This window comes from Paraburkholderia caledonica (assembly GCF_000383275.1).
In the GTDB taxonomy this organism is placed as follows: domain Bacteria; phylum Pseudomonadota; class Gammaproteobacteria; order Burkholderiales; family Burkholderiaceae; genus Paraburkholderia; species Paraburkholderia caledonica.
Window position 1 is genome coordinate 331,751 of record NZ_KB911041.1, and the last position, 6,793, is coordinate 338,543.

The 6,793-nt window shown below is 61.5% G+C and carries 6 protein-coding genes; 2 read left to right on the forward strand and 4 right to left on the reverse strand.

Annotated elements, in window-relative coordinates; genetic code table 11:
• Positions 1–24 precede the first annotated feature (24 nt).
• The gene (locus tag H281_RS0123655; protein WP_020069611.1) at positions 25–1,179 is read left to right on the forward strand and encodes a M14 family metallopeptidase; all 1,155 of its coding nucleotides are present in this window, start codon (positions 25–27) and stop codon (positions 1,177–1,179) included.
• Between the two features lie 189 nt (positions 1,180–1,368).
• Here the strand turns inward: H281_RS0123655 and H281_RS0123660 are convergent, their stop codons facing one another.
• The 4 genes from H281_RS0123660 to H281_RS0123675 all read right to left on the reverse strand — a co-directional run bounded on the left by H281_RS0123660 (position 1,369) and on the right by H281_RS0123675 (position 5,275).
• On the reverse strand, positions 1,369–1,998 hold the full coding sequence (locus H281_RS0123660) for a BspC domain-containing protein (RefSeq protein WP_020069612.1): 630 nt from the start codon (positions 1,996–1,998) through the stop codon (positions 1,369–1,371).
• Between the two features lie 189 nt (positions 1,999–2,187).
• A complete protein-coding gene (locus H281_RS0123665; protein WP_020069613.1) occupies positions 2,188–2,862 on the reverse strand; it encodes an energy-coupling factor ABC transporter permease in 675 nt (224 codons plus the stop codon).
• 109 nt (positions 2,863–2,971) lie between these two features.
• Positions 2,972–3,850, reverse strand: a complete 879-nt coding sequence (locus H281_RS0123670; protein WP_020069614.1) for a response regulator transcription factor — start codon at positions 3,848–3,850, stop codon at positions 2,972–2,974.
• Between the two features lie 210 nt (positions 3,851–4,060).
• On the reverse strand, positions 4,061–5,275 hold the full coding sequence (locus tag H281_RS0123675) for a DUF2863 family protein (protein ID WP_020069615.1): 1,215 nt from the start codon (positions 5,273–5,275) through the stop codon (positions 4,061–4,063).
• 269 nt (positions 5,276–5,544) lie between these two features.
• Here H281_RS0123675 and H281_RS0123680 point away from each other — a divergent pair, with 269 nt between their 5' ends.
• Complete coding sequence (locus tag H281_RS0123680) at positions 5,545–6,660, forward strand: AI-2E family transporter (RefSeq protein WP_020069616.1); 1,116 nt, start codon at positions 5,545–5,547, stop codon at positions 6,658–6,660.
• Positions 6,661–6,793 lie beyond the last annotated feature (133 nt).

Sequence of the window (6,793 nt, forward strand, 5' to 3'; positions counted from 1 at the left end):
CCCACATATGCAGGAAATGACATCATGAGTTTATCGATTACGAGCAACTTCGACGGCGGCGCAATCGAGGTGCTGTCTTGCGCCGAGGCCGGCAATATCCGTTTGCGCGTGCGTACCGACAGCCACGCGGAGTTCGCGCAGTGGTTTTACTTCCGCCTCTCCGGCGCGGCCGGCGAGCGCTGCGTGATGACCTTCGAGAACGCGGCGGCGTGCGCGTTCGCGGAAGGCTGGCGCGACTACCAGGCTGTCGCCAGCTACGACCGCGTGAACTGGTTTCGCGTGCCCACGTCGTACGACGGCCGTGTGCTGACCATCGATCACACGCCGGAATTCGATCGCATTTATTACGCGTACTTCGAACCGTATAGCGAGGAACGCCACTCCGAGTTTCTCGGCGCAGTTCAACAGATGCCGCAAGCCACGCTTACCGAGTTGGGCACGACCGTCGAAGGCCGGCCGGTGTCGCTGCTCACGCTCGGCACACCGCAAACCGGCGACGTCGCAAAGAAAAAGATCTGGCTGATCGCGCGTCAGCATCCGGGCGAGACCATGGCCGAATGGTTCATCGAAGGACTCGTGAAGCGGCTGGTCGGCTGGGGCGATTGGGCGGGCGATCCGGTGGCGCGCAAACTGTACGACCACGCGGTGTTCTACATTGTGCCGAACATGAATCCGGACGGCAGCGTGCGCGGCAACCTGCGCACCAATGCAGCCGGCGCCAACCTGAACCGTGAGTGGATGGAACCGGACGCCGCGCGCAGTCCCGAGGTGCTAGTAGTGCGTGACGCGATTCACGCAACCGGCTGCGACCTCTTTTTCGATATTCACGGCGATGAGGCGCTGCCTTACGTCTTCGTGGCCGGCTCGGAGATGCTGCCGGGATTCACTGAGCGGCAAGGCGAGGAACAAAGGGCGTTCATCGAAGCGTTCAAACAGGCAAGCCCCGATTTCCAGAACGAGTACGGCTACGCCGCGAGCAAGTATCGCGAAGACGCGCTCAAGCTCGCTTCGAAATATATCGGCAACGAGTTTGGCTGCCTTTCATTGACGCTCGAGATGCCCTTCAAGGACAACGCCAACTTGCCGGACGAAAGAGTGGGCTGGAACGGCGAGCGCAGCGCGTCGCTCGGCGCGGCAATGCTGCAAGCCATCTTGCGGCATGTAGAGACGTTCGCCTGAGTTCGCCGCATTGACGAAGGCACACATGCATTGTATGTGTGCCTTTTTTTGTTGGCTGGTCGGAACGGCCAGCGCGTTTATGCGCCTTCCCGATTTGCTGACAAGGGGCGCGAATTCGCCTGATCGTCGAATTCAGTAACGCTGCCATCGTGCATTGGTGCTTGCACGATTCGCAGCGTTAGCTTTGTCTTAGTGCTTTTTCTTTGCAGGCGTAGTCTTGCTGGACGACTTGCCCGAAGTGCTTTTCGACGACTTCGCGGAACTCTTCTTCGCGCTTTTGCCGCTTACCGCCTGCTTGCCCTTCGCCCCGCGATGCTTACCAGATACTGCGCGCGACGATGAGGGCTCCGAGCTGCGCGCCCGCGCCGGGGGCACCGGATCGTTCCAGCTGAACGCCAGCATCTGCGCGCCGACATAGCCACAGCGGAACTTCAGGTCGGCAGCGTCGCCCCCGCCGCTTTGACGAATACCGAGCCCTTCGACTGTGACGATGTTGTCGACCTTGACGCGTTGCTTGCCTTCGTCGAACGAATCGTTCCACGGCGTGATTGAGGCGTGCGCGCTGTCGAACGAACTAGGTGGAAACTCGACATGATCGAACGCGGTCGAGGTGCTCGCGACGAAGTTGCCATGTGCGGCGCAATCCGCGACGAGCGGATCGGCGTGCAATTCATTGACAAATCTGTTGACGAGGTCGTTGTGCTGTTCGAGTTGATCGGCGAATGCGGGCGCAGTGCATGCGAGGGAGAAGCTCGCTGCGAGTGTTGCCAACCGGCCGACCAGCCGCAGTAATCGGCGCGGTACGTTGGTGCAATCCATCTAGTTCGTTAAGCGCTATCGAGACGTGAGGCACGTAAGATGCCTGGCGGCAGGGTTGAGTTCAATCGTGCCGCAACTATTTTTCGGCCGCGGTTTTCACCGCGCTTTGCGATGCTGGGCGCGCGACTGAACGCATTGACGCGGCAAGCTCAGCAGCACGTTGATCATGCGTTGAGCTTTGCGCGCGTCTCACGTGCGCGGCCCGCCGAGCCGGTATCGCCGCACATCATAAGTGGTGACCCAGGCAGGGCGGTAGACGGCGATCAACGCCGTGGACATTCCCGTGAACCATGCCTCGCCGGTAGCGAGGAGAAGTACGCTGAGCGCGTAGCCTGCGGGCACGACGGTCACTGAGCCGTCGGCAAGCGCCACGTGAACGCCGAGCGCCGCAGCCGCGGTGAGCGACACTGTGATAGCCGGCGACACGAAGCCTTGGCCGAAGATGAACATGAAAAGATTGCGCGGCAACCACGCAATGCTCGCTCGCTGAAGCAATGTCGAGATGCCGACGGGCAGCGCGCCGAACACGAGGAAGGTGAGTGCGATGCCTTGCCACGGAGCGTCGAAGATCAGGCCGGCAAGGCCGGTGACCACAGCCATTGCAATCAATGCCAGCGCCCAGTCGAATAGCGTCACGACGAGGGTTGCGCCGAGCAGGTGCATGACCGTGCCGTCGTCGAGCCAGGCGTTGCTGGCCCACAGTACCGACAGGGCGACGATGATCGCCAGCCAGACATGCTGCAATGTGCCGTCTTGAAGTCGTTTGAAAGGATTTTTCCACAGCGCGAGCGCGACCGCTATCGCAGTGACGATCCAGCCACCGACAGCAACCCAGAACGGAAGCGGTGTGTAGAGGAAACCCATGAGTCTCATATTACTCGTTGGACGAGAAAAGGTGTGAGCGGATTCCATGCCAGCCGGTGCGAGCACTGGCACAAATCGCGGATCACGCCCGTGACGCGCAGGCGTCAGCTCACGTGGAGCCTCCTGTGACCGGCCCGGAGGAGGGCTCCGCCGCGGACGCGTCGTCATAGGACGTGCCCGGCTCGGCCACCATCGGCAACGGAGCAGTTGAATCGTTAGCGGACAGGGGATATCGGAAGCGCCGCCCTGTGGCGCGCCGCAGCGGTACGGCGCCGGGCTCGCCCATGACTGGTCGGAGCAAGCCTTCTGCGTTGCTGCGCAGTACTTGCAAATGATTTGTCAGCCAACCGTTGTAAAGCGCGACAGCGGCGGCGCGATTGGGCGCGCCCAGCTGCTGGAATATGCTCGTCAAATGGATTTTGACCGTGCCCTCGCTTATGCCCAGTGTGCGCGCAATCATCTTGTTGGTACTTCCCATATGGACGCAGCGCATGATCTGCTCCTGGCGAGGCGAGAGTCCGTTCGATAGTCTCGGCCGGCGCGGTGGCGGGCTCTTCTCGTCAAACGGGCGGATAGCGGTATCCGCGGGGAGCGGAGGGTTGAGCGCCAGCGCGCCGGAAGGCACGTAGTGGCCGCCCAGCATCACCATTTCGAAGGCGCGCACGATCAGGCACGGATCGGTTTCGCGCGGCACGACGCCGAGCACACCCTCGTCCATGAGTTCGCTCACCACCTTCGGCGAAATTTTGTCCGTCAGCACTGCAATGCGCAGATCCGGGTAGTGGCTAAGCAGGTTGCGGATGTCGGTGACCGACATCCAGTCCTGCCAGTCGACCACGAGCAGGTCGGGCCACTGACGTTTGAGCGTGCGCTCGACTTGGCGCCAGTCTTGTGCTTCGTTGAAACGCGCTAGCCGGTTGATTTGCCGTAACAGCGCCTTGAGGCCGTCGCGTCGTTCCGCGTCAGAGTTGAGAATCGAGAATCGCATGCATGTCTCCAGATGAATCGGGCGAAATGGCGCGATGCATTCGCCAGGCGTTGGGCCGGGCGGGTGTGCGATGCGTCGCCGTTCCTATGATGACAAATTCCCTGGGATTTGACGGCCTGTCCAAAAGGCATAGGAGAAATGACGTACAAAAAACCCCGCACGCGGCGGGGTTCGTCAACGAACTGCAATACGCCGAAGGCGCGCGGCTTCCTAGTGGAAGTGCGGTTGCGCGGGTTCGGCGTCTTCGGGCATTTCCGCGTGGACGATTTCGCCGAGCGGATCGGCGTACAACGGGACGCCGCAGTCATCGCAATATTCAGGCTCGAAGCGGCCGGCGTGGCGGCGCACGTCCGTCACGCCGGTTTCCTTGAGGAGCGCGACGATTTCTTCGAGGGGAGCGTCCGGCGGTGCGCTTTCCTGCGGCTCTTCGTCAATGCCGGCCTCGCCATTTTCACGGCCATACAGCGGCCATACGACGCCGTAGATCACTTCATTGCTGCCGCGGCGCGTAAAGCCGACGCGGTACTCGTCGATGCGGCGCTCGCCGAAGCCCGCAACCACCGCGCGCAGGTCCTGCGGAGCGGCACCAATTGTGTCGAACAGATAACGCACGGCAGTGCGCACCGTGTGAGGACGCACGCGTTCGTCGGCGTCGCGGCATGCCGAGTAGTAGGCATCCGGCAACAGACACTCGAACTCACAACCCGGCAGCACTAGCGACAGGTTCGCACCGCCTTGCGTCGCCCATTGCTCGAGGCACTGTCCTCGTTCGATCCGAGTTCCGTGCTCCTCTTCTTGCCAGCGGAACGTGGGCTCGCCGACGGGCGCCGCGACCACGGCGAGCAGGAAGCGCGGGTCGGCAAGAATCGGCGAGGTTTCCGGCAGTTCGCCGAAGTTGAGCTTGAGGCTGCCGCCAGCCATGGCTGCTTGTGCAAGCTGCTGGGCAATGCGCCATGTTTCGACGTGATGGCGCGGCAGCTGGTCGATGCTGTAAAGGAACGGCGCCATGGCCACACGCGTGTTCGCGGCGAGCACGTGAGCCTGCAGGTGCGCGCGCAAAGCGTCGGCGGCGTCGGCTTTGAGCGGCCCGGATGGGATCATGTAGCGAGTCCACGCGAGGATGGGCGCCGCAATCAGCAATGCCTCATACGCCACGCCTTCATGCTCGACGACGAACGACTCGCTGTGCGTTTCCGCCATGTCGGCCAGCGCCCCATAAGCATCGGGATGATTCTGCTGCAGATGGTCGAGGGCTGCGTCGAGCGTAGTCTGATTGGCGTTGCGCACGATCTTGGCCAGCAGCGCGTCGAGCTTCGCTTCCCAGAAGCGGTCCTCGGTGCGGCTGCCCGACGCGAAAAGCGCGAGCGAGAGACCGACAAGCTTGTCGGCATCGGGGGGGAGACGTTTGGCGATTCGCGAGCGCATAAATCCGGAAGTTGGGTGCACAGAACCTTTTATTGTAGTCGTTTCCACGGCGCCATATTATTTGGCGCGCGGTGCCGCAACGATTCGGACGTTTCTGCGCGAGAAATCGGACCGTGGGCGTATGTTCGTTCGTGCTTCCCCCGTTAATTCGTCAAATAATGTAAGCGCGTCGGCTAGCGAAAGTGGCTTTTGTATACTGGCCGATTTGACGGGCGCCGAACGCGGCGTTTGTACTTGTCGCCTCGGTCTGGCGCAACGGGAGATTCATTGTGAAATCGGACCAACTGATTGAACGCCTCGCCGCGGTGTTCGCGCTGATCGTCCTGGTGGGCGGCTCGTTACTGGTCCTCGCGCCATTCACGACTGCTTTACTGTGGGGCGCAATTCTTAGCTACAGCTCCTGGGGGCTATACCGGAAGCTGACCGCGGCACTTGGCGGCAGGCGCAAGTCGGCTGCCACATTGATTGTGTTCATTATTCTGATCGTGGTGCTGGGGCCGTTCGTCTACGCGGGGTTTGCGTTTGGTGCGCACGTTCACGACATAGTCGCTCTGGTTCAAAGGTTGTTCGAAGCAGGTTTGCCGGATTTGCCACCTTGGGTGGCGCGGGTTCCGGTGATCGGGTCGAGCATCCAAAGTTTCTGGGAGCGTCTGACAAGCAGCAATTCAGAACTGATCGCTCAGTTGCGTACGCTTGCTGCGCCGGCCGGCAAGTGGATACTTGCGGCGGCCATTGCCGTCACGCACGGTCTTGGGCTATTGGCGCTAAGCATTGTGCTGGCTTTCTTCTTTTATACCGGGGGAGAGGGTGCGGGCGCGTGGTTGAACGCGGGCATGCGGCGTATCGCCGGTGATCGTGCCGATTACCTCCTGGCGCTCGCCGGGAGTACGGTCAAGGGCGTCGTCTATGGAATCCTGGGCACTGCGCTTGTTCAGGGCATTCTTGCTGGGTTCGGATGCTGGATAGCTGGCGTGCCGGCGCCTGCATTGCTTGGTCTGGCGACGTTTTTCCTGTCCGTAATCCCTGGAGGCCCCGTGATCGTATGGTTGCCGGCGGCAATCTGGCTCTACCACGGCGGTGCGACAGGATGGGCGCTCTTCCTGGTGGTGTGGGGTGTGCTCGTCGTGGGCATGTCCGACAACGTTATTAAGCCGATCCTGATCGGCAAGAGCAGCGACATGCCGTTGATCCTGGTCATGCTAGGTATCTTGGGCGGCGCGTTCGCTTTTGGCTTCCTCGGGGTTTTCATTGGACCGACTTTGCTCGCAGTCGCGTACACGGTGCTGCACGACTGGACTATCGGAGCGACCGCTGGCGGTGCGCTGGCGTCGGGTGCCAAACCTGCCGTTGCGGAAGAAGTTGGCCGGATAGAAAAGACGCCTTGAATAAGAGCAAATAACGCTTGCAAGGCGCTGGCCGGCTCGCTAGAATCTCGCTCTTTCGTGCTCCGGACGCCGGGGCACGGGAAGCGGGAAAGCCAGTAGTGGCAAGGCTTCGAGCGGTGGCGGCAGGTTCAGG